The 21,914-nt window shown below is 65.4% G+C and carries 22 protein-coding genes; 16 read left to right on the forward strand and 6 right to left on the reverse strand.

The window, feature by feature from the left end:
• The first annotated feature begins 41 nt into the window (after positions 1–41).
• Entirely contained in the window at positions 42–584 is a 543-nt protein-coding gene (locus tag HL653_RS17725; protein WP_171745687.1) for a hypothetical protein, read from the forward strand.
• Between the two features lie 207 nt (positions 585–791).
• Here the strand turns inward: HL653_RS17725 and HL653_RS17730 are convergent, their stop codons facing one another.
• Complete coding sequence (locus HL653_RS17730; protein ID WP_253717013.1) at positions 792–2,234, reverse strand: DUF4403 family protein; 1,443 nt, start codon at positions 2,232–2,234, stop codon at positions 792–794.
• A gap of 297 nt (positions 2,235–2,531) precedes the next feature.
• A complete protein-coding gene (locus HL653_RS17735) occupies positions 2,532–4,430 on the reverse strand; it encodes a transglycosylase domain-containing protein (RefSeq protein WP_171745689.1) in 1,899 nt (632 codons plus the stop codon).
• 511 nt (positions 4,431–4,941) lie between these two features.
• Here HL653_RS17735 and HL653_RS17740 point away from each other — a divergent pair.
• Complete coding sequence (locus HL653_RS17740) at positions 4,942–5,157, forward strand: DUF6117 family protein (RefSeq protein WP_216599896.1); 216 nt, start codon at positions 4,942–4,944, stop codon at positions 5,155–5,157.
• Between the two features lie 49 nt (positions 5,158–5,206).
• Here the strand turns inward: HL653_RS17740 and HL653_RS17745 are convergent, their stop codons facing one another.
• Positions 5,207–5,719 (reverse strand): SRPBCC domain-containing protein, encoded by a 513-nt coding sequence (locus tag HL653_RS17745; protein ID WP_171745690.1) that lies wholly within the window; start codon positions 5,717–5,719, stop codon positions 5,207–5,209.
• Between the two features lie 447 nt (positions 5,720–6,166).
• Between HL653_RS17745 and HL653_RS17750 the strand changes: the two genes are divergently transcribed.
• The 4 genes from HL653_RS17750 to HL653_RS17765 all read left to right on the forward strand — a co-directional run bounded on the left by HL653_RS17750 (position 6,167) and on the right by HL653_RS17765 (position 8,597).
• Entirely contained in the window at positions 6,167–6,634 is a 468-nt protein-coding gene (locus HL653_RS17750; protein WP_171745691.1) for a DUF736 domain-containing protein, read from the forward strand.
• An 81-nt stretch (positions 6,635–6,715) separates the two neighbouring features.
• Positions 6,716–7,729, forward strand: a complete 1,014-nt coding sequence (locus HL653_RS17755; RefSeq protein WP_171745692.1) for a DUF2493 domain-containing protein — start codon at positions 6,716–6,718, stop codon at positions 7,727–7,729.
• 191 nt (positions 7,730–7,920) lie between these two features.
• Entirely contained in the window at positions 7,921–8,187 is a 267-nt protein-coding gene (locus tag HL653_RS17760) for an AbrB/MazE/SpoVT family DNA-binding domain-containing protein (RefSeq protein ID WP_171745693.1), read from the forward strand.
• Positions 8,184–8,597, forward strand: a complete 414-nt coding sequence (locus tag HL653_RS17765) for a type II toxin-antitoxin system VapC family toxin (protein ID WP_171745694.1) — start codon at positions 8,184–8,186, stop codon at positions 8,595–8,597. Before HL653_RS17760 ends, HL653_RS17765 begins: the two co-directional genes overlap by 4 nt.
• A gap of 495 nt (positions 8,598–9,092) precedes the next feature.
• Here HL653_RS17765 and HL653_RS24690 read toward each other — a convergent pair whose 3' ends face one another.
• Together HL653_RS24690 and HL653_RS24695 are read right to left on the reverse strand one after the other, a co-directional pair.
• A complete protein-coding gene (locus tag HL653_RS24690) occupies positions 9,093–9,524 on the reverse strand; it encodes a hypothetical protein (protein ID WP_367613567.1) in 432 nt (143 codons plus the stop codon).
• The gene (locus HL653_RS24695) at positions 9,476–9,688 is read right to left on the reverse strand and encodes a hypothetical protein (RefSeq protein WP_367613568.1); all 213 of its coding nucleotides are present in this window, start codon (positions 9,686–9,688) and stop codon (positions 9,476–9,478) included. The genes HL653_RS24690 and HL653_RS24695 overlap by 49 nt, the downstream gene beginning before the upstream one ends.
• 78 nt (positions 9,689–9,766) lie before the next feature.
• Here HL653_RS24695 and HL653_RS24700 point away from each other — a divergent pair, with 78 nt between their 5' ends.
• Positions 9,767–10,048 (forward strand): SLOG family protein, encoded by a 282-nt coding sequence (locus HL653_RS24700; protein WP_367613569.1) that lies wholly within the window; start codon positions 9,767–9,769, stop codon positions 10,046–10,048.
• 95 nt (positions 10,049–10,143) lie between these two features.
• Here the strand turns inward: HL653_RS24700 and HL653_RS17775 are convergent, their stop codons facing one another.
• Positions 10,144–10,488, reverse strand: coding sequence for a hypothetical protein (locus HL653_RS17775; RefSeq protein ID WP_216599897.1), 345 nt, complete (start codon positions 10,486–10,488; stop codon positions 10,144–10,146).
• Positions 10,489–11,223: 735 nt separating this feature from the next.
• Here HL653_RS17775 and HL653_RS17780 point away from each other — a divergent pair.
• The 9 genes from HL653_RS17780 to HL653_RS17820 are packed head-to-tail and all read left to right on the forward strand — an operon-like array spanning position 11,224 to position 21,797.
• Positions 11,224–13,140, forward strand: coding sequence for a methyl-accepting chemotaxis protein (locus HL653_RS17780; RefSeq protein WP_171745695.1), 1,917 nt, complete (start codon positions 11,224–11,226; stop codon positions 13,138–13,140).
• Between the two features lie 56 nt (positions 13,141–13,196).
• The gene (locus HL653_RS17785; RefSeq protein WP_171745696.1) at positions 13,197–14,561 is read left to right on the forward strand and encodes a chemotaxis protein CheW; all 1,365 of its coding nucleotides are present in this window, start codon (positions 13,197–13,199) and stop codon (positions 14,559–14,561) included.
• Entirely contained in the window at positions 14,558–15,712 is a 1,155-nt protein-coding gene (gene cheB / locus HL653_RS17790; RefSeq protein WP_171745697.1) for a chemotaxis-specific protein-glutamate methyltransferase CheB, read from the forward strand. Before HL653_RS17785 ends, cheB begins: the two co-directional genes overlap by 4 nt.
• On the forward strand, positions 15,709–16,533 hold the full coding sequence (locus HL653_RS17795; RefSeq protein ID WP_171745698.1) for a protein-glutamate O-methyltransferase CheR: 825 nt from the start codon (positions 15,709–15,711) through the stop codon (positions 16,531–16,533). Before cheB ends, HL653_RS17795 begins: the two co-directional genes overlap by 4 nt.
• Positions 16,530–18,485, forward strand: a complete 1,956-nt coding sequence (locus HL653_RS17800; RefSeq protein WP_367613570.1) for a chemotaxis protein CheA — start codon at positions 16,530–16,532, stop codon at positions 18,483–18,485. The genes HL653_RS17795 and HL653_RS17800 overlap by 4 nt, the downstream gene beginning before the upstream one ends.
• Positions 18,482–18,760 carry a hypothetical protein gene (locus HL653_RS17805; RefSeq protein ID WP_171745699.1) on the forward strand — a complete coding sequence of 93 codons (279 nt, stop codon included), beginning with the start codon at positions 18,482–18,484 and terminating at the stop codon, positions 18,758–18,760. The genes HL653_RS17800 and HL653_RS17805 overlap by 4 nt, the downstream gene beginning before the upstream one ends.
• 40 nt (positions 18,761–18,800) lie before the next feature.
• On the forward strand, positions 18,801–19,181 hold the full coding sequence (locus HL653_RS17810) for a response regulator (protein WP_171745700.1): 381 nt from the start codon (positions 18,801–18,803) through the stop codon (positions 19,179–19,181).
• Positions 19,178–19,816 carry a chemotaxis protein CheX gene (locus HL653_RS17815; protein WP_171745701.1) on the forward strand — a complete coding sequence of 213 codons (639 nt, stop codon included), beginning with the start codon at positions 19,178–19,180 and terminating at the stop codon, positions 19,814–19,816. The genes HL653_RS17810 and HL653_RS17815 overlap by 4 nt, the downstream gene beginning before the upstream one ends.
• Positions 19,809–21,797, forward strand: a complete 1,989-nt coding sequence (locus tag HL653_RS17820; protein WP_171745702.1) for a hybrid sensor histidine kinase/response regulator — start codon at positions 19,809–19,811, stop codon at positions 21,795–21,797. The genes HL653_RS17815 and HL653_RS17820 overlap by 8 nt, the downstream gene beginning before the upstream one ends.
• Positions 21,798–21,914 lie beyond the last annotated feature (117 nt).

Genomic DNA, 21,914 nt, shown 5'->3' on the forward strand with positions numbered 1-21,914 from the left:
GCTCTTTGCCGGTCACGGACCATCATCTGCGGGAGGCAGGCATGCCAAGCTTCACGCCAACTCCATCGACCCTCTATAAGGTCGTCGCTTTCTATTCGAGACAAGGCGTTCGTTTCGCCAGGGCCGAGTTCCGGATCGACGTGCCGGGACAGGTCTCGCCTTATGTCGTCGCCCGGTCGCGCGCGGAGCAGCTTTCCGGTGTTGATTTCCATGCCCCCGGGCTGGCCATCTTCATCCTGCTCAGACCTCTCGTGCGATCGCGCCCGGACAAGCTCTCCTCCGATGCGCAAATCTCACCGGTGATCGGATGTTATCTGCTCCTGTCGACGCTGCATGTCAGCATCGCCACCGCGCAACGACTCGATCGATGGGCGACATCAGCTTTCTTCGATCAGCCTGTGCCGGTGGCGCGTACCGATGGTGGATGGCTGCTCTCGACCCGCTGCGTTACCGGCCGGGCAGCCTCTGCAGGAGCACATGAACTCCCTGCCATTCTTGAGTTTGGACGTGCGAACCGCTGCGACTACGTTCTGCTGGATTGCGATGGTCCGCAAAATCCAGTCCTTCCTGTCCATCCCTGGTGACCTGCGAGACCTTCAACATGGAGCGCCGGGTCTTCCCGATCCTTATGACGCTCTCCCTCATGACTTCGATCTTTCCGCTCAGTCCATGAGGACATGCCCAGCGGGCAGTTTTGCCCTTACACCAAGGCTTGCGTAGCCCCGGTGCCGCGACAAAGGCGGCTGCGCCACCGACGATACCATTCCCAACGACCGGCATGCTGGGCGGACTCACCGCGGTAAAAGCGCGATGCTTGCCGTTCCTCTGCCCCAAACAGGCAGATACACACCCCGCCCGACCGCTTGGATCTGGCCGGTCCGCATGTCGACGATGTGCGCCCGGATGACAATGTCGCCGACCCTTTTCTCGGCCATGGCCCGTCCGACCTTGTCCAGAAGTCGATCATAATCCCTGCTGAAGTTCTGGGCGAGCGCATCGGCGATCGTCGCGGAGAGGCCAGGCGTATTGGCGAGCTTGATCAACAGGCCCGCGCCTGTGGAATCTGTAATGCCACTTATCTCCAGCTCCGAAAATTCGACGTGGCGGCTGTTCATTTCATTGATCGGGCGCGCGGTCAGCCAAATTGTGCCGTGCGAAGAGCGAACGCCCGGCCGGGCCGCGCTGAACGTCAGGCCGACCGCAATACGACCGCCGAGAGTGCCGTAAATGACGACCTTTCCGAACGTCGCATAGACTGGACCGATGCCGGGAACTTCAAATGGGCGTCGGGCCCGCTTGGCCAGAGCCCTCGCCAGAACCGGCTCCAGCTCGCCATAGTCCGCGATCACGGGGATCGTGAACAGCACCCGGCTCGCCCGCTCCCTCGCACGGTGCAACCGCGGCAGGGGCGTCGCCGGTGGGTCTGAAGGACGCGGGCCCACAATAGTCTTCGTCGCGGCCCGCATGCCGAGGTTGAGCGTCAGCTCACCACGCGTGATCGTGTAACCGCCATAGCTTAGCGCGTGTGGCGTGATCTGCATCCAGACCGGCGGATTGCTTTCATTCAACTGGATCGACGTAAAAGCCTTCCGCCATGCCTGCGCGGCACGCTCTTTGGTATGCAATCTGGCCAGCTCATTCGGCAGCGTGCGCTTCAGCGCCGCGATCACGCCCTTGAGCTTGTCGTCGGCCTTGCTCGTGAACTCGATCCGGTGCCCCAGGAACCGGACATGGGGCGGGTCCACCCAATCATAGGCAATCGAGGCTGCCGCGCTGGGTGTCCAGTCATCGGCGAGGTCGAGCCGCAGACGGATGTGCACCCGAGCGTCGGCCTGCGCGGTCTCCTGTTTCAAGATCCCGCCAACGTCTTTGGCACTGATCGTTGCATGCATTGGGATCGACACGATCAAGTCCTGACCGGCGCCTGACACGGTAATGGTGCCCCGTGTAACATTACCGACGATGCGACAGGTCACGTCCGGTGTTTTGACATGAGCGAACACCAATTTTACCCGCTTGGCGGGAACGCACAGTTGATCGGCCTTGTCGATCGCCCACAAACGTCGGGGGATCGCCCGATTGAGCGCCAGCCCAAGTCGGTCCAGCTTTGCTCGGATCGGCACCGCGATGATCGTCTCCTGGAGTGAGCTCGGGATCGCATCGACCGCGCGGATCGGAGCCTCATGCCGGACCGGCTGGCAGGCGCTCAATACGATCTGGCCGATCAGCAACACGGAGCAACAGCAGCGTCTCATACCGGCGGCGCACCTTTCCAACACAGGCCTCTCCGCAAGATCCGCGCCTGGCATCCCATCGCCAATCGTGCGGACCAAACGGCCGCCTGGCCGGCAGGTTGCAAGCCTAACAGATCGCCGGGAGGATCGATGGCGGTTGCGGCGATGTCGGTGCCACGAGCAATTTTTTCAGACCGCAGGGGCGGCGTTGCGTGCCTCGTGTCATGTGCGCTCGACCTAGCATACCCTTCTCGAACACTCCCGGTCCCGCCAGTCTGACGCTGCGATCAGAGACCGTTAGAAGTGGAAGATGCTTTTCAGTCTGCCGACGACCGAGTGGATGATGCCATCGATGCCGGCATCAGGATCCACCGTGTCCGGCACCTTGTTCGGCGCCGGTTTCGCTCCGATCGCGCCGGCCATGAACGTTCGCCAGACATGGGCAGGCAACCCGCCCCCAGCGATGCCCGGCATCGGGCGATTGTCGTCACGGCCGATCCAGACGGCGGTGACGAGACCGCCCGCAAAACCGACAAAGAGGGCGTCGCGATTATCCTGCGACGTCCCCGTCTTGCCATAAACCTGGGTCGTAAGTGCAGCGCCGCGGGCCGTGCCGCTGTTCACGGTGGTTGACAGCAGATCCAGCAACGTAGCGCGGTCGGCATCGCTGAATGTCGTCTCCTCTGTCCGAGCCGATCGCTCGGGCGAGGCGAGAGCAAGACCATAGGGTCGGATCGGGTAGGCGCCATGCGCGACGGCAGCATAGGAACCGGCAAGTTCGAGAAGCGTGACACCGGACGTGCCCAGCGCGATGCCAGGATCCGGGTTGAGCGGACTCCGGATCCCGAGATCTCGCGCCGCCTGACTTACCGCTTCGGGGCCGACCCTTTGCGTCAACCGGACAGCCGCCACGTTGCTCGAGCGCGCAAACGCCTCCCTCAATGTGATGGGACCAAGATATTGGCCGTCGGCATTGCGCGGTGACCAGCTACCGATGACGATCGGGCGATCCTCGACCAGGTCGTTGGGCGTCATTCCGGCCCGAACCGCTGCAAGATAGACAAACAGCTTAAACGTCGAGCCCGGCTGCCGGCGGGCTTGGGTTGCGCGGTTGAAGCTGCTCGCCGCATAGTTCCGGCCGCCGACCATTGCGACGACCTTGCCGTCGGGGCGCATGGCGACGAGCGCAACCTGCGCGCCGGGAAGGCGAACCTGTCCAACGGCGGTTTCGGCGAGGCGCTGCAGACGGGCATCGAGCGTCGTTCGCACGATCTGCTCGGCATACGCGTTAGCTGGCGGCATTGCTGCGGAAGCAGCCCAGTCGCTGAAATAGGTTGCTTGTTTGGGCTCGGGCGCAGGCTTGAGTCGAAGGTGAGCGGTTGCCTCGGCTGCCTGATGCGGCGTGATAAAGCCCGCATCCAGCATCGCCTTGGAGACGAGCGCGGCCCTCGCACGAGCCCCCGCCAGATTTTCATTGGGTGCCAGGCGTGACGGCGCTTTCATGAGCCCGGCCAGAAGTGCGGCTTCTCCGACCGTCAACCGCTCAGGCGACTTGCTGAAATAATGGCGGGCCGCCGCACGCAAACCGTACACATTGTCGCCGAAATAGGCGTTGGACAGATACCGTGACAGGATCTGGTCCTTGCTCAACCAGCGCTCCAACCAGAGCGCGATCAGCGCTTCGCGGATCTTCCTTCCCACCGATCGATCGGAATTCAGGTAGACCAGCTTTGCGAGTTGCTGGGTGATGGTGCTCCCGCCCTCTCGGGCGCTTCCACTGCGAACATCATGCCAGGCCGCGCGCATCAGGCCACGCGGATCGAGTCCATAATGGTGGTAAAACCGGCGATCCTCGATCGCGACGAACGCATTGCCAACATGAGCGGGGAGGATGCCGACATCGACGGCCTTCTCGGTAATGGCGCCACGACGCGAGATCAGTGTTCCGTCGGAGGCGAGAAACGTGATCCTGGGCGGAACGATAGGCCGTGCCGTCTGCGATGGCGGCGCCACGGTCGCCAGCCAGCTGACGATGACGAGAAATAGCACCGTGAGCAGGACGAGCGACCAGAGCACCATCTTTCGGAGTCGCAACCGCCTGCGTTCGATGGCGGATGCAACAGTCGCGGTGCGCGGATCCAGATCGTCTCGCTCGGCAGGCCGCAAACGATCGGGATCATTCTCAAAACGCAGCATCGGGTGTCTTATATGGGCAACTCACGTTATTCGAAAGTGCCGTAATCCGCTATGGTCCGCTCGTCATGCACGATCGCTTGGTAGAGGTGGCCCATCATCGTCTTTTCTGGTCTCGCCCTCTCGCACGATTAGGCGCCGATCTGGGATCGGTTCGACCAGATCCATGCGCGCATTCCTCACGTGACGCTCGTCAGACCGGCCACAGCAAAGGGGTCGATGCGATCGCGGCAGCTTGGGCGGCTCGGCTCTAAAGCAGCATGTCGGTCGTGGCTTACTGCATGTATGGACCGGGCCGGAAGATCGCCTTCACGGGTAACTGCAGGCTGACAGATCTCAAACCGGTCGAGGTGGTCCTGTGCGAAGGACCAGACTTGCAAGCCAATCTCGACCAACTCCTGCGCGAGGCGGCCATTCCGATCCATGCTTTCCGCAAGGGGAGCAGACCGGAAGCGTCGGAGGCCCGCTTCGTGCACGCCCGCCCACGGAGACCCCGGCCTGAAGGAGAGCGACGATGGCAATTCCCGACGCTCGCTGCCGGATTTTCGACACGTTGCTGCGCGCCGCGCTGGCCGGCGACCTCATCTTGATCGAATTCCGGGATGCGAGCGGCGGCGAGACGCGCTTCGTAATCCGCGCGGTCGGCCGGGCCGGCAACAGCAATCGTCCCATGACACTCTTCAGGATCTATGCGACGGCAATCCGTTCGGGGCTACCGGCCGCCGCCTAACGACCCGGCACCTGTGTGAAACGTCCGTTCGGGATGCCCGAGCGGGCCCTTATTCCGTAAGCCGGGCGAGACTTCGCAGCGCCGCCGCCAGCCTGTCATGATGGTCATCGGCAGGCATCACCGACGGCACGTTCGACACGGTTAATGTGACCTTGGTTCCGTCGCGTGTCGGTTCCAGCCTGGTCGTCAACATCATCGGCTCGGCGAACGCCGGATCAAGACTCAGAAAATGAACTTCTTCCACGACCAACTCGTCCGGAAGCAACGTGATGAAACGAACCTCGATCTCGTCTTCCCGCGTGCGTGTCCTGCCCGCCGTGGGTGGCGCATCCTGGCCATGCCGCAACAGCATGGAATAGCCGCCGCCGACAGAGGGTTCGAAATGGCTGATCCGCGACGTCATCTCGTCCGGCGTCCGCCAAGAGGCCAGCATCTCGGCATCCATAAAGGTCCGAAACAGGGTTCTTGGCGTCGCCAGAATAACCCGCGATACGCTGTCCGTCCGGTCCCCCTGCACCACAGCCAACACCGCCTGATCGCTCCCGAATCTGATATGCCCCATGGCCCCGTCTTAAGCGTGCGTCGAGGATCTCGCCAAGCTCGCGAGTCAGGCTCGGCGACGGAATCCCACGATGATCAGGCCCATCGCAGATGCTCTGCTGGGCATCGAAAACCCGAGATGCAGAGAGGAAACTCCACTCTATCAGCAGGTCCTAGCTTGGTACGGGGCCGCGACGGAAGTCGGCGCGGCGCCTATGCGCGTCCGAAACCCGTGCGCGGGCCGGACGGGCGATCCGGGGCCCATGGGTAGACCGGACTCTCGACGACTGGACGCTCAAGCGGTCGCAGGTGGTGGCGCGGTGGTTGAGCGCCGGGGAGGGCCGTGTGGTGGCGCCCGGCAGGGCGGCGGCGGGGCAGGGCGCGGGCGCCGGGATGCAGAGGAGAGGGGGATTTTGATGGGTGTCCTTTCGGAATGACCCGAGGGGACAGACGTCAAAGGAAATGTGTCATGAACATCGGTGAATTCAAGCTGGTCAACAACCGTCTGCTGGGCTCGATCGCGACGCGGACCATCGATCTTCCCCGTTTGGGCCTGCGCCCGGTCGAGAGCACCAACGACAAGGCGCCCGCCTATGAGATCGTTGCGCTCAACGTCGGCAATCGCTGGGTCCAGGTCGGTGCGCTGTGGGAGGCGGTCGCCCGCAACACCACCGGCGAAGCCTTCCTCCAGGGTTCGATCGACGACCCGAGCCTGCCCGAACCGCTCCCCATCGCGCTGTTCGGCACGACCGAGGAAGGCATGCGCGTCGCCTGGCGGCGGCCGCAGCGGCGCGACGACTTCGGCATGGCGACCCGCACCGGCAGCCGCCCCGAAACGCCCGAAGGCGGCGACGGCTTCGGCCCGAGCACGGCCGGCAATGACGGCGGGCTGATGGGCGGCAGCGGGCGCTTCGACGAGGACGAGCCGATCTACTGATCGTCCGCCCGTTGGACCGGGAGCGCTCAGCCCCGAGCGCTCCCGGTTTTTCTTTGGCTTCTCTTCGTCAGGAGACAGACCGTGAACCATTCTGTCCATCGTCTTGAGGATCTGCGCGAACTCTACGCTGCCGCCGTCGCTACCCCTGAATTCCAGGCCGCCTTCGGCGATCCGCTGTCCGTCACCATCGTCGAACCGGGTGAACCGGCCGGCGAATATGAGATGCCCGAACCCATGGCCGCGCAGGCCGACTGCGCCGGTATCGTAGCGACCCTGTTCGATCTCTTCTCCGGTACGCGGCTCGAACCGCTCGCTCAGGAAATCGCCTGGGGGTTCGTGAACTCCTTCCACTTCGTCGCGGGCAAGCTCGGCCGGCGCGAAGACTCCCTTGCCGACGAGATCGGCGAGATGGCGCGCGCGCCCGACACAAGCGAGGTCTTCACCTGCGAGCTTGAGGAGAAGCAGCTGCTCTGCCGATCGACCGCCGAGCAGCGCGAAGCGATCGAGTGCATGCGCGATTATGCCGCCGAGATGTACCGCGCTCTGTCCGGCTGGCCCTGGTCGCCGGCGCGGGGAACGCGCGCGTCGTCGGCCTCGTCGGCAAGCCAGATCGCGGCGCAGGATTTCCTGCGCGAGCGCCAGCTCCAGGCGCGCGAACGGTACATGCCGCACGGGCCGATCGTGGTCTTCTCCGGCCCCGCAATCTGGCATGACTGGCGCCAGATCTGGGACCGGCTCGACCAGATCAAGGCACGGATCCCGCACATGACGCTCGTCACCACCGGGCAGCGCAAGGGGGGCGATGCGATCGCGGCCGCCTGGGCCGCGCGCCCCGAAGTCCAGGTGCCGGTGGTCGCCTACGGCCTCTTCGGATCGGGCCGTAAGGTTGCCTTCACCCGCAACCGCAAGCTCGCGGATCTGAAGCCGGCAGAAGCGGTCCTGCTGGAAGGATCGGGGCTCCAGGCCCATCTCTACCAGCTGCTCCGCGACGCGGGCGTTCCGATCCACGCTTTCCGGAAGTCGGATCAGGCACCGATCGCGCCGCCGCCTCCACGAAGGGCCTGGACGCCATCGCGCGAGCTGGAAATGGCGTGAGGCGATACCCCGTTCGGGGGCGTGTCACGATGACATCGAGCGGTCGCCTGACGGATCAGGCGGCCGCTTTTTCGATGCCTCGTTTCTGCGTGACTGCGGGAGGAACGGGGGACCCTTCAGCCAGTGCCACGAGATGATTGCTGCCGCCTCTGGAATATGCCAGAATATCCCACTGATCAAAGGACCGTGTCGTGACCCATATTATCGTCGGTAAATGGGGCAAGAACCTCGCTATCCGCGTGCCCCAGGAACTGGAGCAGTTGCTGGGCCTCAGCGTCGGCGAAGAAGTCGAGATCGAGTCGCACGATGGTGATATCATCATCCGTCGCACCGCTGCGCGGGCACGCTCGCTAGAAGCTGCGAGGGAAGCAGCTGCCCAGATCATCGCCAACAGTAAGGGACGCACCCTTGATGGCATTTCCATCAAGGAGCTGCGACAGGAGGGACAGAGAGGATGAGCATCGTCCTCGACGCTTCCATGACGTTGACCTGGCTTTTTGAAGATGAACGAACGCCAGCCGCCTATGACGTGATGATGCGCGTGGTCGACGAAGGGGCCGTCGTCCCGTCTCTCTGGCGGCTGGAGGTCGCCAACACGCTTCGAACCGCAATCCGGCGGGGGCGCTGCGACGAAGACTTTGTAACGAAGACGCTCGTGCAGCTCTCGCGCATGATGATCAAGGTCGACGAAGAAACCGATCAGCACGCATGGTCTTCAACCCGTGCGCTGTCGAGCGAGGAAGGGCTGACCCTCTACGACGCCGCCTATCTGGAACTCGCGCTTCGCGCGGCCCTCCCTCTCGCGACCTGCGATCGTGAGCTCATCGCCGCCGCTGAGCGCCGGTCGATGGACGTCCTTTCCGCCTGATCCCTCTCTCGGCTCCAATAATGGGATCGCTGGCGCGGAGACGTTTCTCTCTCCTCACTCGGCCAGCTTAACGCGATCGCAGGGCGTTTACGTTACCCAAGATCTCCCGCCAATTCCGCTGCCTTGCGAGGGGTGATCCACTCCTCGCAAGGCAGTCTGGGAATTCTGACGGTGGAGGTTCGACGTCTTCGGGAACCCGTGCCTGCGGCCCGGGTCCGTCGGCCGCCGATGCGATATCCTTTGCCGGATATCGGCCTCCTGTGCGCGGCTCCGCCGTGCTCGGCGCGTCGAAGCTATCTCTCTCAAAGATTCTGAAGGGTGGCACGGGACCGCGACGGCCTCAAGGACGACGGGGCCCCACCATTTTGCTCCGCAAAATCGTGACCCCCATCGCCGCTCACGCGGTCGGGCTTCGCCCGATCCTTGACCCCGTCGCTCGGAGCCCGTGCCTGATTGGGAACCTCTTTTTTTCAGGAGGTTTTGATGACGGCTTCTTCACGCTTCAGCGACATGGATGCATTGCTGGCCGACGCCACGGCCGGACCCGACGACCGCTACCACCCGGCCTTCGCCGAGACCGCGCAGGTCGTCAGGCTCTCGCCCGCCGACGACGCGTCCGACGCCGGCATGCCGGATCCGGAGCAGGCGCAGCGCGGCATCGAGATGGTGATGACGACGCTCTTCGATCTCCTCCGGGACAGCCGCCTCGAGAGCATCTCCGAACGCCTCGCCTGGGGCGTCGTCCACGCCTTCCACAAGGTCGCCGATCAGATCGACGCAGAGGCAGACAGGGCCGCACGGCAACTCGGAGAACGCATCCGCCAGAGCGACGGTAGCGAGATCGCCACCAACGAACTGGAGGACGCGCAGACGCTCTGTCAGGGGCTCGACGAGGCCCGCGAGGCGGTCGCCTGCATGCGCGACCACGCGTCGCAGATCTTCCACATCGAGACAGGCAGGCCGTGGAGCGCACCGCGCGCGACGCTCGTGTCGGGCAAGCGCACCGCATCGGTCATCGCCGCGACCGACTTCCTCGCGGCACGGCGACAGCGGCGGATCGACGCCAACGCGCCGACCGGGCCGATCGTCATCTTCTCGGGCGGTCAATCGTGGGAGGATCACGCGCAGCTCTGGGAGCGGCTCGACCAGATCAGGACCGGGTGCCGACGATGGTGCTCGCTACGACCGCACAGGACAAGGGCTGTGATGCAATCGCCGCCGCTTGGGCCGCCAGCCGGAACGTCAAGCTGGTCGCGTTCGGCCTCGACCGGAGGCTGGGGACGCGGGCCGGGTTCGCACGGAATGAGACGATGGTGAGACTGCGGCCGATCGAAGCGGTCGTGTGCGAAGGGTCGGGGCTGCAATCCCACCTCGCACGACGGGTCCGGAGCGGGGGCATCCCGGCCCACTTCTTCACGCTCAACGGGCAGACACGGCGCGCGGCATCGTGACGCGAGGGAAGGAGCTTCGGCGGAGGGTCACACCTTCGCCGAAGCTGCCCTTTTTTTGCTGTCGGGCAACGATCTGCGGGCTCGGTGACCCGGCCTTATTGGCCGGGCCGGTCGCCCGCCGATGCAGCTTCGCTTGGCGAAGCTGGCCTCCTGCGCGCGGCCCCGCCGTGCTCGTCGCTGGGTCGCCGTTCCGGCGACGTCTTTGCAGGAGAAGGGGCCAGCGCCTTCAAGGCCGCGATCGTCTCCGCCCCACCGATCCTGAGGGTAAGCCCCAGCACATCGCGGAACTCCCGTTCGGTCAAATTCTCGATCGCGAAATCGGCGACGATCGCGCCATAGGAGGCACGTACTGATCGCCTCACGCTCTCGGCTTCGAGCGCGAGGTTGCGCTGGTCGGCTTCGATCTTCGCGAGCCGCTCGCGGTCACTCAATTTGGGCATGTTCGCCCCTTCGCAGGAGGCCTGCCCGCCACCCGGCCATTATCGGAGGGGCCCTGTCATGTTGCAAGAGATGGGATGGTCGGCGTGCCGCCGACGGAAGAACAAAATCCCCCTGCCGGGGTGCTCCGCGCCTTCCGGCTCGAAGCGGCGCAGCGGGCAAGCCGCTGCGAGAAGGGACACGCACGGCCAGGGCCGTTTGTAATGCACCGTACGCACGGGTGCTGCGAGCACTTTTTCTAAAATTCCCAACAACTTGGTAGCGGCGGACAAAGCGGACGGCATCACCTTTCGAGTGGCGGACATAGCGGACCAGCAGAGCGAGCCACGTCTCCAAACACTTGATCTGAAACCCAAAATCGTGTCGGCCGCGTCCCACCGCCGGGGTGCGACGTTCCATCGTCCCACCCCGGTCGGGATCGCCTAGAGGCAGCCATCCCCGGTGGCCGCTGACACGCGGCTGAGAGGCGGGCTGCAGCTCACGACCCGCTGCACCTGGTCTGGTTGATACCGGCGTGGGGAGGGCCACGCTACGCGCCAGCATGTCGATGCGAAATTGCTCAACGAGTGGAGCGACAGCAATCGCGCGGGAATCGCGGTATCGCTCAACGAGACCAATTCGTCGGTCTATCGAAGCCCGACCTTGGCCGACTGGAAAGCCAATGCCCCGGCACCCGTGGCTGGTGTGATCACGCCGCATTGCCTATGCCGACGGCGTAACCGACCGGAATGGACCGCATGGCGCTCGTAAAGAAAACGGCTTTAGGCTCGCGAACCAGGAAGGGCTCAATTGCACCGGCTGCGGCGAAGCCGATCCCAACGCGCAAGCCTGTCCGGGGTCCCAAGGGCAAGGCGGGCACCACCGCAGGGCGGATCGACCAAGCGACTCTCGAACTCGCTTCGGGTCTCAGCGAGGCGGCGGCCGCCGCCGCCGAACTTCAGCGCGCAATGGATCAGATCGCCAGCGGCGCCGAGGAAGCAGCCGGCGCCTCGCAGGAATCGCTCGGCCTTATCACCTCTTTGAGCGCGCGCTTTCGGGAGGCACGCGACCAGGCCAATATTTCGCAGCGGCAGGTCGAGACAATTGAAACGGGGTTCATCGAGACCAGCGCCCAGATAGAGGCTTCAGTCGCAGCGATCGCCCTGAACGCCCAACGTCAGCTCGGCACCATCACCGTCGTCGAAGGGCTCGAGACAGCGGCAAGCCAGATCGGGGCGATAGCACAGGGCGTCGCCGACATCTCCGAACAGACCAGCATGCTGGCGCTCAACGCGACGATCGAGGCGGCGCGGGCGGGTGAGGACGGCGTAGGCTTCGCTGTCGTCGCCGACGAGGTGCGTGGTCTCGCCGAAACTTCTGAAACCAGCGCAGCCGAGATCCAGGAACTCGCGACGACGATTGCCGTCGAAATTCGCAGCGTTGCAGAGCGGATCCGCGAGGCCGCGACGCTTGCCGAACGCGAAGCCGCGACCGGCCGCTATGTCTCCGCGCAGATTGAAAGCGCGCGCGGCGAGCTCGCCCTTATCGCCGCCGCAGCGATCGATATCCTGTCCGCTTCGGTCGAGGCCGAGACCGGGGCGCGCGAAGCGGTGCGCGGCGCTGAGCAGGTCGCGAGCGCCGCAGAGGAACAGTCCGCCGCCGCTGCCGAGGCGCAGCAGGCGATCGAGCAGCAGAGCCTGTCGCTCGACCAGAGCCAGCAGACCGCTGAGGCACTCGGCGAACTCTCCGGCATCCTCCAGACCGAGGAATCCAATCGAGGCGCCACCGAACAGGTCGCCGCCGCCGCCGAGGAGCTATCGGCAACCGTCCAGGAATTGTCGGGGGCGGCCTCGCAAATCCTCGTCGCGATCGAGCAGATCAGCCGGGGGTCGGAAATCCAGGCTTCAGCGACGATCGAAGCCAATAGTGCAATGGAGCAGATCGAGCGCGCCGCTGCCCTGACCCAAGAGCGCGCGCAGGACAGCGCCGCGAGGCTCGAGGCTGTCGTTGCCTCCGCGAAGACCAGCGCTGGTAAAATCGACGGCCTCGTCGAGGGCGTCAGCGCTGCGCTCGACCAGACTCGCGCGGTTCAGGCGCTGCTGGGCACCCTCGTTCGAACGGCGCGCCAGATCGAGGCGATCACCGATGGCCTAGGTCTGCTCGCCGTCCAGACGAGCATGCTCGCGGTCAGCGGGTCGGTCGAAGCGACCCGCGCGGGCGAGGCGGGCGCAGGTTTCGCGACCGTGTCCGGCGACATTCGCAAATTGTCGCGCGAGGCTGCGGCCAGCGCGGCGCGCGCCAGGGAGGCGATCCGCGACATCCAGGATCAGATAGGCACGATCCGCCGCGATCTCGACCAAATCGTCGGGGCGGCTGAAAGCGAGATCGCCCGTAACCGCGCCTTGGTGGAGCGCCTCGAAGTGATCGGCACCGACCTTGCCATTACGCGCGACGCCAGCGTCGCAATCGGCGAAAGCGCGGTTACCGTGATGCGCTCGGTCGGCGAGGTACGCAGCGGCACCGAGCAGATCGCATCCGCCGCGGAAGAGGCGTCGGCAGCGGCCCGGCAGGCCTCGGCGGCAGCGCGTCAGCAGGCCGAAGCGTCCGAGGAACTGGCAGCGGCTATCGAAGAAATCGCGTCGCTTGCGGGCGCTCTTCTCGACACGCAGGCTTGAGTACCCAGGCGCCTGAGGCCGGGCGAGAGGCTAACGGCCCCACAGCGCACGACCGTGTGCTGCGCTTCACGAGCGGCCGTCGCAGCTTCTTCCTGCCGGCGTCGCAGGTCCGCGAGGTTGTCGGCCAGCAGCGGCTGACACGGATCCCCCGGGCACCGGAAAGTCTGCTCGGTCTCATCAACGTCCGCGGCGCGGCGGTACCAGTGCTGTCGCTTGCGAACCTGCTGGGGAAGAAGTCCTGCGCGGAGGCACGGATCATTTTGCTGGATGGCGACACTCAGATCGGGCTCGCGGTCGACCGCGTCGCGACCGTCACGCAGCGCGACGCAGCCCAAGCCGATGGCGCCAAGCCGATCGACCTGGCACCGCTCATCGCGAAGGACTTCGCGGGGCTCGCCCCCCGGTCGGGGCGGCGCAGCGCGCCGGTGCGCCGCCAACGGACCGCAACCCGTGACGCAAGTCGTCTCCAGCTTCTGGCATTCGCGATCGGCGATCAGGAGCTTGCACTGCCGCTCGACGCAATCGATGCAGTGATCGCTGCTCCCAAGACGATCGCGCGCGTGCCCGGTGGCGAGGCGGCGGTGCTTGGAACCGCCGACTGGCGCGGCCGGCTGCTGCCGTTGCTGTCGTTATCCGTCCTGCTCGGCCTGCCTGGCGATGCCGATGCTAAGGGGCGCGTGCTAGTCCTGTCGATCGACGGCGCACGGATCGGCCTGCGCGTCGACCGGCTGACCGACGTGCTGGCGCTCGATCCCGCCAGCGTCGACCTGTTGCCGGCTGCGCTGACGCGCGGCGCGGGCGAGGCCCGCATCCAAGCGGTCGCGCGGCTCGACGGCGGCCACCGTCTGGTTTCGATCCTCGCATCCGGCGAGTTGCTCGCGCCCGAGCATCGTCGTGGGCTGGCGCGCGACGCGCAGGCGGAGGTCGCTACGACACGCATGGCGGTGGACGCCGGAGAGCCGGTCCTGCTCTTCACGCTCGGCGGCGCTCCATTCGGGTTGCCGCTGGCCGCGATCGACGAAGTCGCACGGGTGCCCGCCCGTTTGACGCCGGTGCCGCAGGCCGCGGGGGTCCTGGTGGGGCTCATGGAACTGCGCGGCCGCGCGCTTCCGGTGATCGATCAAGCCCAGCGGTTCGGCGGCGAAGCAACAACGGGCGCGCGGGCGATCGTCGCGCGCGCGGGCGCTCTCGAAGCTGCCTTCCTCGTCGATCGCATCATAGGCGTCGTGCGCGTGCCGGCCGACCGGCTCGCGTCAGCACCGCCGCTCGGTGGCGAGGGCTTGTTCGACAGGACCATGATCGACGGTGAAGGCGGTCCCATCACCTTGCTGATAAACGCTTTCGCTCTGCTGGCTGGCACCGAGCGGGCCTTGCTGGCGATGCTCGCCGCCCGCGCCGACGACGGTGACGCCACACCGTGACCCGCCTGCTGATCGTAGACGACAGCGCCTTGATGCGCCGTCTACTCACCCAGATTTTCTCCGCTGCCGGCGATTTCGAGATCGCGACCGCGCGTGACGGCAATGAGGCGATCGGCCAACTGACCGCGTTTGCGCCGGACGTGGTCACCCTTGATGTCCATATGCCGGGCATGGACGGCCTGACCGTCCTTGACCGGATCATGGTCGAACGCCCTTGTCCGGTAGTGATGGTCTCGTCTCTGACCGAAGACGGTGCGGAGGAAACGCTGGAGGCGATGGCCTTGGGGGCGGTCGACTTCTTTCCCAAGCCGCGCGGCGCCGTCTCGCTCGCGATTGCCGAGGTCGCCCCCGAGCTGGTCGAGACGGTGCGCGGCGCCGCGAAGGCGCGGATCTCGCGCGCGCTCCGCCTGACCGACAAGGTGCGCTTCCGCGCCGGAGCGGCCGAAGGCTTGGCGCGCGCTAAGGCACCGGTGCGCCCGCGCCGTGCCGCTCCACGTCCTGTGGCGCCCAGACAGACGGGGCCGGTGGCTGATCGGGACGAAACAGACGGTTCGCCCAGTCCGGATGCGGTCCCCGCCGAGCGGTTGATCCTCATCGGGATTTCCACCGGCGGCCCGCCGGCGCTCGACGTGCTGCTCGAGGCGCTACCGGCGCAGTTTCCGGCGGCGATCCTGATCGCCCAGCATATGCCGGCAAGCTTCACCGGCCCACTTGCCCGCCGGCTCGATCGGCTCTGCGCGCTCCCCGTTTCCGAGGTGACAGCCGCGACCCCGCTCCTGGCGGGCCATGTCTATATCGGGCGCGGCGACGCCGATCTGATCGTCTCGAAGCGTGGCGGCGCGCTGGTCGTCCTGCCTGCGCCGAGCAGCCCCGATCATCATTGGCATCCAAGCGCCGATCGGCTCGTGCAAAGCGCCATGGCCCATGTCGAGCCGCAGGCGCTGACCGGCGTGCTAATGACCGGCATGGGCGCCGACGGCGCCAAGGCGATGACAGCGTTGCGTCAGGCTGGTGGCTATACGATCGCCGAAGCGGCGGAGACCGCCGTGATCTGGGGCATGCCGGGCGCCCTGGTGGCAGCCGGCGGCGCCGCGATCATCCTGCCGCGCGAGCGGATTGCGGCCTCGCTGGTCAAGCGTGTCCGCCAATGACCGCCACGCTTTCCGCCGACGAGCTTCAGCTCGTCACTGGCCTGCTCTACCGGCTGACCGGCATGACATTCGGAGAGAACAAGCGTTACTACATCGAGCGCCGCATTACCGAACGGATGAAGCAGACCGGCATCGCCAGCGCCCGAGCCTATCTCGCTCACGCCGCGCTTGATCCCGCCGAGCGTCAGGCGCTCGTCAACGCCTTCACGATCAACGAAACCTATTTCTTCCGCGAGGATCATCAGTTTCGCGCACTCGGCGACCAGATCCTGCCGGAGATCGTGCGCACCAAGCGGCCCGGCGACCTTGTTCGAATCTGGTCCTTGCCCTGTTCGACCGGTGACGAACCTTATTCGATCGCCATCTGGCTGCTCGAGAATTGGCCGATGGTCGATGCCTACAATATCGAAATCATCGGCTCGGACATCGACACCTCGGCGGTCGAGGCGGCGCGCGCCGGACGCTATGCCGCCCGCGCACTCAGTCGCTTGCCGGCGTCGCTTGTCGAGCGCTATTTCGAGGCCGAGCATCGCCAATACCGTCGGATCATCGAGGACTTGCGCGAGTCGGTGCAGTTCAGCGTCGTCAATCTCGTCGACCCTGCCTCGGTGGCGACGCAGGGTCGGTTCGACGTCATCCTGTGTCGCAATCTGCTGATCTATTTCGACGATGCATCGCGCAAGATTGCCGCCGACAATCTGTTCGACCGCCTCCACCCTGGCGGTTTCCTCTGTCTCGGGCACAGCGAATCGATGGCGCGGATATCCGACCGCTTCGACTTCGTTCGCCTCGACGACGCGATCGTCTATCGTCGCCCATGATGGACGAGTTGCTCACCCAATTCCTTATCGAGGGGCGCGAACTCGTCGCCGAGGCCGAGGCTGACCTGGTCCGGCTGGCCAGCCAACCCAACGACCGGGCTGCGCTCGACGGTGCATTTCGCGCGATACATACATTGAAGGGCTCGGTGGGGCTGTTCGACATGGGGTCGATCGAACGGCTGCTGCACGCCGCCGAAGACGCGCTCGCCGCTGCCCGGCGCGACGGCAGCTCGCTCGATGTCAGCGTGCTCGAGGCGCTGGTCGGTAGCGTCGATGAAACCGATCGCGCGATCGACGAGTTGGAGCGCGACGGTCGCCTGTCTCCGGATGCTGGCGCCCGCGTGGAGCGGTGGCTGGCACGCCTCGGGGCAAACGCAACGAACGATACGGGCGGGACCGACGGCGCTCAGCGCGTCGGCGAGACCGGATTTCCGCCGTGGGCGACCGCGCTCGGCACGCGGGCACGCGCCGCGTCGGTCGAGCTTGGCGACCAGAGCCTCACCGCCTTCCGTTACACGCCCGATGCCGACTGCTTCTTTCGCGGTGACGATCCGCTGGGCGTCGCCGCCGCCGTCCCCGACCTCATCCATCTCGACCTGCTGCCCGTCGCTACAGTCGCGTCGCTCGATGGCTATGAGCCCTTCGCTTGCGTTACGATTCTCGAAGGGCTGAGCCGCGCGCCGCTCGACACCGTGCGCCAGGCCTTCCGACTGGTGCCCGACCAGATCAACCTCGTAACACTCGACATCATCAGCGACGAGCAAGGCTATATGACCGCCGGTGCCGTGCGGGGCGGGCGCACCGTGCGTGTCGATGGCGCCAGGCTCGATACGCTCGCCAATGAGGTCGGCGAGCTAGTCGTCACAGCCAACGCGCTCGCTCATGCCGCTCGCCAGGCCGAACGTGCCGATCCCGCACTCGCCGCGGTGCTGCGTGGCGTCCAGGCCGATCTCGATCGGCTGTCGGGCCGCCTCCACCAGAGCGTCTCGCAGCTGCGCCGAGTGCCGCTCGCACCGAGTCTTCGGCGCTTGCCGCGTCTCGTCCGCGACATCGCCGCAAGCGTCGGCAAGCCCGTGACCTTCGCGCTGCACGGCCACGCGACCGAGGTCGACAAGCAGATCGCCGACGCCATTTTCGAGCCTTTGCTGCATCTCATTCGCAACGCCCTCGATCATGGGCTGGAGGACGGCCCCACCCGCGCGGCGGTGGGCAAGCTGGCGGAGGGACAGCTGACGATAACGATCACCCGCGCCGGCGACGAGGTCGTGATCACGGTGTCCGATGACGGGGCCGGGATGGATCCGGACCGCATTCGCGCCCGTGCCGTGGCACGCGGCATGATTCCCGCCGAGGAGGCTGATGAGTTGTCTGACTCGCAGGCGCTCCGGCTTATCCTCGCGCCGGGCTTTTCGACCGCGGCGACAGTCACTGAGATCTCCGGGCGCGGTGTCGGCATGGATGCGGTGCAGAGCGCGATCGAACGGCTGCAGGGGCGGATCGAGATCAGCAGCGTTCTCGGCAGCGGCAGCCGATTCGCGCTGCACATCCCGCTCGATGCCATCACCACCAAATTGCTGATCGTGCGCGCTGGCCGGGATCGCTACGGAGTGCCGCTCGACCAGATCGTCGAGACCGCGCGGATCGCCGCGGCTGACATCCATGCGGTCGGACAAGGCCGCGCTTGTGTCCTGCGAGAGCGCACCGTGCCGCTATTCGACCTCAGCGGGTTGTTGGGGGTCGAGGCCCTCGGCGGCGATGTCGCGCGTCTGGTTGTCACCGAGGCGGCCGGCGAGGCGGTGGCGCTGCGCGTAGATGGATTCGAAAGCCGGATCGATGCGTTGGTCCGCGACGGCCAAGGCCTACTCGGCGTCCTGCCCGGCGTGGCGGGAACGGCCCTGCTCGGTGACGGCACCGTTCTGCTTGTCCTCGATCTGCCGGAGTTGGTCGGATGAGCATCCGCATTGAACTGGGCCTCGTTCACCTCGAAGGCGCCTGTCCAGTCGGCGATGCCGAACCCTTGCTGGCGGCGCTTCAATCGGTCCCGGAGGTGGTCGTGGACCTCAGCACAACGACCCGGCTCCATCTCGCGGTCGTCCAGCTGCTGCTCGTCGCCCGCCCGGCCGTGCGCGGCGTGCCCGCCGATCCTTTCCTGCGCGACCACATTCTTCCGAAACTTCGACAGCTTAGCGCGCAAGATACTATGCCGGGCGGGGGGGCTTCGGTATGACGAAGTCGGGTAGTTCTCAAAGATATGGTCGGAGACCGGCGTGGCCGTGAATGTATTGATTGTCGATGACAGCAAGCTGGCGCGCATCGTCGCAGCCAAGGCACTTGCCGAACTGCAGCCCGATTGGGCCAAGGTCGAAGCGGGCAGCGCTGCTCAGGCGCACGAGATCATCGCCGGCACGCCGGTCGACATGGCCTTGATCGATTATAATATGGCCGACAAGGATGGGCTCGAACTCGCCGGCGAATTGCGCGCCATTTTCCCCGATCTGCCGATCGCTATCATCACCGCCAATATCCAGGACGAGGTGATTGCCCGTGCTCGCGCGATTGGCGCGACATTCGTGGCCAAGCCGGTCACCGCTGACGGCTTATCGGGCTTCATTGCTGGCGCCGCATTGCGGCTGCGCAGCGCTTCGTGAGCCCCGAGCTCATCGCGCTCACCGAGCTGGAGCGCGACGCCCTCACCGAGATCGTCAACATCGGCGTCAGCCGCGCGGCGTCGAGCCTGCGCAAGATGGTCGGCCATGAGGTCCACCTCTCGGTGCCGTCGATCGAGATCGTCAGCCAGCCGCGCGCGGCGCGGCTGATCAGCGAGCGCGAACTGGAAGCTTTGGTTGCTGTACGCCAGTCGTTCGCGGGTGCTTTCTCCGGCCGCGCATTGCTGATCTTTCCCGAGGCCAACAGCCTGGAGCTGGTGCGCGCGGTGACTGGGGACGAGCTGAGCCCCGATGAAGTGCTCGAGATGGAGCACGAGGCGCTGGCCGAGACCGGCAATGTCATCCTCAATTCCTGCCTTGCAACGATGGCCAACATGCTCAAGCGCTCGCTGACCATGACCATACCTGAGGTGCTGCGCGGTAATGGCGCTACGCTGTTCGAGGTGGCCGAGGGCCAGGGGCAGGAAGGGCTCGTCCTCTTTCTCTATATCGACTTCGCCGTGCGCCAGCGCGACATTCGGGGGTACATCGCGATGCTGATGGATCTACCATCGCTCGCGATCTTGCGCGATCTGCTCGACGAATTCATCGCGCGCGTCGTCGGCGACGATGGCTGATCCGGTAGCCTCCAGCATCGAGCAGCGCATGATGGCGATCCGGGCGGCCGCTGGGTCGAGCGGCACCTGGGACTGGGACATTCTTGCCGACAGGCTCTATGTCGATCGGCATTTCGCCGATCTTTACGGTCTGACCTTCGACGATGCGCGCGAGGGGGTAGAAACGCGCTGCTTCTTCACGGCACTGCATCCCGAGGATCGCGCGCGCATCCGAGTGGCGGTCGCGGGCATACTCGGCGGTGCCGAGACCTTTTCCAAGGAATTCCGCATCGTCACGCCCGACGGCGCGACCCTGTGGATGCACGGCCGCGGCCAGAATATCTTCGACGCAGACGATAATCCTGTCCGCTTCACCGGGCTCCTAGTCGATGTCACCGACCGCAAGCGCACCGAGGAGCGGTTGCGTATCGCACAGACCGCCGGCGGGGTAGGCACCTTCGAATATAGCGATGGCTTCGCGACCGTCGCCGTCTCCGACGAATTCTGCCGGCTACTCGGGCTTCATCCCACTCCTGTCCTGCCGGTCCAGACCGTCAATGGCGTGCTGGTCGCCGGCGAGGCCCCGCTGATCAGCGGCGGCGCGCTGCCCGACGCCCAGGTCGCGCTCGACGCCGAATTCCGCATCCTTCGCGCCGATGATGGCGCAGAGCGTTGGATCGCCCGGCGTGGCGAGGTGGTACGCGAGGGGAGCGGTTATCGCCTGATCGGTGTGATCTACGACGTTACCCGCTCGAAGGAGCAGGAAGCGCAATTGCGCGATCTCGCCGAGACGCTCGAAGCCCGCGTCGAGGCCGAGGTGACCGAGCGCCAGCAGGCACAGGAGTCGCTGCGTCAGGCGCAGAAGATGGAAGCGGTCGGTCATCTGACCGGCGGCATCGCGCACGACTTCAACAATTTGCTGACGATTATTATCGGCAATATCGACACGGTCAGCCGTCGGCTCGACGCCTCGTCCGATCCACGCGCCAAGCGCTCGCTCGACAATGCGCTGAAGGGCGCCGAGCGTGCCGCCGCGCTGACCCAGCGCCTGCTCGCTTTCTCACGCCAGCAGCCGCTCGATCCCAAGGCGATCGACGTTGCGCGTCTGCTTGCCGGCATGTCGGATCTGCTCACCCGCTCGATTACCGAGGCCGTCGCGATCCAGATCATCAGCGCATCCGATCTGTGGCGGATCGAGGCCGATCCTCATCAGCTTGAGAACGCGATCCTCAACCTTGCGGTCAATGCGCGCGATGCGATGGGCGGCAGTGGTGCGCTCACCGTCACCGCGAGGAATGTTACCATTTCCTCCGGACATGCCGGAGGTCTCTCGGCGGGCGACTATGTCGCGATCGAGGTCGCCGACACCGGGGTTGGCATGTCGCCGGAGACAGTGGCCAAGGTGTTCGAACCGTTCTTCACCACTAAGGAGGTCGGCAAGGGCACCGGCCTGGGGCTGTCGATGGTCTATGGCTTCGCTCAACAATCGGGCGGTAGTGTCGAAATCACCTCGGTGTTGGGCGAAGGTACGACGGTGCGGGTCTTTCTGCCGCGCGCGCTCAGTGAGCTCGTCGAACTCGCTGAGACGATCGAGGCGCAACTGCCGATGGGGAGTGCCTCGGAGACAATCCTCGTGGTCGAAGATGACGACGATGTCCGCGCTTATACGGTCGGCATCCTGCGCGAGCTCGGCTACCGGGTGATTGAAGCTCATGATGGCGCGACTGGCTTGCGCCTGCTCGAACGGCAGGATCGCTCGATCGAGTTGCTGTTGACCGATGTAATCATGCCCGAGATGTCCGGGCCGGAACTTGTCGCCGCCGCGACTGCCTTTCAGCCGGGACTCAAGGTGCTGTTCAATTCTGGTTATACGCGTGACGCAATTATGCGTGACGGACGACTGGAGGCCGGGGTGGACCTCCTTTCCAAACCTTTCACCTTTGCGACGCTCGCCGCCAAGGTGCGCGAATTGCTCGACCGCGCCATTGATCCGGTGCCCTGACTTTGCGGCTTTGAATATATCGACCATTACATCAGCGATAATCGATATATCGGCGTTCCGACGTTTCCTAGACGGACGTCCGGCTTCAGGAAGCGCTGGAACAATCGCGAATGGACG

This window comes from Sphingomonas sp. AP4-R1, assembly GCF_013113735.1.
Classification (GTDB): domain Bacteria; phylum Pseudomonadota; class Alphaproteobacteria; order Sphingomonadales; family Sphingomonadaceae; genus Sphingomonas_I.